Source organism: Pseudoalteromonas sp. Isolate3, from assembly GCF_022398505.1.
Classification (GTDB): Bacteria; Pseudomonadota; Gammaproteobacteria; order Enterobacterales; family Alteromonadaceae; genus Pseudoalteromonas; species Pseudoalteromonas apostichopi.
Window position 1 is genome coordinate 1 of the sequence record NZ_JAKEVN010000222.1, and the last position, 2513, is coordinate 2513.

Here is a 2513-nt window from a genome sequence, read left to right on the forward strand (position 1 = left end):
CTGGTACAGACACCGATGCTGGAAAAACCCATGTAACCAGTTTGTTGTTAAACTTACTGGCGCAACATAAACAGCGTGCCGTTGGTTTTAAACCTATTGCTGCAGGTGCAGAAGAAGCATTTGGTCAGCTAGTTAACGATGATGCTTTAACTTTAATGGAAAGCTCATCGATTGGGGTTAAATATAACATTGTTAACCCCTTTACTTATGAGCCACCCATTGCACCGCATATTGCCGCTGCTCAAGTAGGCGATAGACTCACATTTGACAAGCTCGATGCTGCTTATGCGAATGTAAAAGCACTCAATACTGATTATATTCTTACAGAAGGTGCTGGTGGCTGGTGTTTGCCTATCAACGAAACTGATTTGCTCTGTGATTGGGTTAAATCACAAGACCTTCATGTTATTTTAGTGGTTGGCTTGAAGCTAGGCTGCCTAAATCATGCTTTATTAACTGCTAGTCACTTTAAAGCACTTGGTGTCAATTGTGTGGGTTGGATTGCAAATCATGTAGATCCTAATATGCGTGAGCAAGACGCAAATTTAGAAACCTTAAAATCAACATTACCTTTCCCGCTTTTAGCGATTAGTCCTTATACAGACAGCACTCCTAAGTTAAAAATTTACAAAACCTTACTTGAAATTTTATCTATCAACCCATAATAATTGAGTTGTTACTTTTGACATACTCTGTCACAATTGGTTGCAATTAGTTCCTTGCGACCAATTGCATACGTCTTAAACTAAGTTGGAAGTAAGCCCAGATAATTTTATTAACTAACGATTTTTAACCATGTCGTTAGTTAATACAATTGGTATGTTTATTCTGAGGTTTTTATGAAGCGTGTATTTTTGTTTCTACTGACTAACTTAGCGGTAATGCTAGTGTTAGGTATTGTGTTGTCTATTGTGATGAGCGTGCTGGGTATTAGCCATCGCAGTCTAGGCGGCATTTTAGTTATTTCAACCGTATTTGGTTTTGGTGGCTCGTTTATTTCGTTATTTATGTCGAAATGGATGGCAAAAAAATCAACCGGTGCACATGTTATTGAACAGCCACGCTCTGAAACAGAACAATGGTTAGTTTCGACGGTAGCGGCGCAAGCAAAAAAAGCAGGTATCGCGATGCCAGAAGTGGCTATTTACGATAGCCCTGAAATGAACGCATTTGCGACTGGCCCAAGCAAGAACAACTCACTGGTGGCTGTGAGCACCGGTTTATTACACAACATGAACCAAGATCAAGCTGAGGCTGTATTGGCTCATGAGGTATCACACATTGCAAATGGCGACATGGTAACGCTTACTCTTATTCAAGGTGTAGTGAATACCTTTGTTATCTTTATGGCGAAAGTATTAGCAGGTATTGTTGATAACTTCTTAAATAGTGATGAAGAAGAGGGCGGTAGTAGCTGGACTTACTTCTTGTTCGATATGATTTTCCAAATGCTATTTGGTGTTCTAGCAAGTGTGATTGTTGCTTACTATAGCCGTAAACGCGAGTTCTCTGCGGATGCCGGTGCAGCAAGACTTGTAGGTGCAGACAAAATGCGTAGTGCCCTTGAGCGCTTAAAACAAAACCACCCATCACAACTAGAAGGTTCAATGATGGCGTTTGGTATTGCAAGCGGTAAAGGTGTTGCCGAGTTATTCTCATCGCACCCACCACTTGATGAGCGTATTAACGCATTACGTTAATTGTAAAGACGAAAAAGCCAGCTTGATGCTGGCTTTTTTTATTGTTGGTTTTTCTCGCGCTCGAGTTGTTGTGGTAATAAAACCTCAACAATTTCACGGGCCGGTAAGGTATACCTTACACCATCGAACATCACTGAAGTGTGTTCATCAATACTAGTGATCCCTGTTAAAGTCCAGCCTTCGCCGCGTTCTTTACAGTAGACTGTGGTGGTAGGTTGGATTACTTTAAATTCTTCACTCATCGAACTTAATCTAATTGCTTGAAATTGCATTTATAGTAAGACAATAATGCCAGCTCATAAAGTAAAAAGAAGAAATTAACGTGTCAAACCACGATGACTTAGCCTTTGACTTACGTCCCATTCGTCATAAAGATTGTCAAGCGATTTGGGGTATTTTAAAAGATCCCCATGTTCAATCGTTTAATGATTACAGTAGTGACATAACGAAAGGTGACGTATATGACTTTATTCAAGGCGACATAGAACGTTTTTATAATCAACAAGGCATTCGTTTAGTTATTGTTTTAAGAAGTAGTGGGCAAGTTATTGGCAGTGTTGGCCTATTTAACATAATTAACGAGCAAGGTATGTTGGGATTTGAATTGTCATCGCAATTCTTTGGCAAGGGGATAATGCAAAAGGTATTAGAAATGCTATTTGACAAACTGACTACCTTTGTAGCGACTCCGCTTAACAGTGTGGTGGCTTTAGTTAATCCAAATAATAGTGCAAGTATTAAGCTGTTAAAAAAATGCGGCTTTCAAAATCATGAAGCTCACTGGATAAAGTATATTAACTAATTACTATAATG

The 2513-nt window shown here is 39.4% G+C and carries 4 protein-coding genes; 3 read left to right on the forward strand and 1 reads right to left on the reverse strand.

The window, feature by feature from the left end; genetic code table 11:
* The coding region (gene bioD, locus L1D46_RS20350) for a dethiobiotin synthase (RefSeq protein WP_239978143.1) at positions 1-665 on the forward strand (665 nt) is incomplete at its 5' end.
* Between the two features lie 174 nt (positions 666-839).
* Positions 840-1700, forward strand: coding sequence for a protease HtpX (gene htpX / locus L1D46_RS20355; protein WP_167657693.1), 861 nt, complete (start codon positions 840-842; stop codon positions 1698-1700).
* Positions 1701-1738: 38 nt separating this feature from the next.
* On the opposite strand, the gene L1D46_RS20360 is transcribed toward htpX, so the two are convergent.
* On the reverse strand, positions 1739-1942 hold the full coding sequence (locus tag L1D46_RS20360; protein WP_054561447.1) for a hypothetical protein: 204 nt from the start codon (positions 1940-1942) through the stop codon (positions 1739-1741).
* 80 nt (positions 1943-2022) lie between these two features.
* On the opposite strand from L1D46_RS20360, the gene L1D46_RS20365 reads away from it, so the two are divergent.
* Positions 2023-2502 carry a GNAT family N-acetyltransferase gene (locus L1D46_RS20365; RefSeq protein ID WP_167657692.1) on the forward strand — a complete coding sequence of 160 codons (480 nt, stop codon included), beginning with the start codon at positions 2023-2025 and terminating at the stop codon, positions 2500-2502.
* Positions 2503-2513 lie beyond the last annotated feature (11 nt).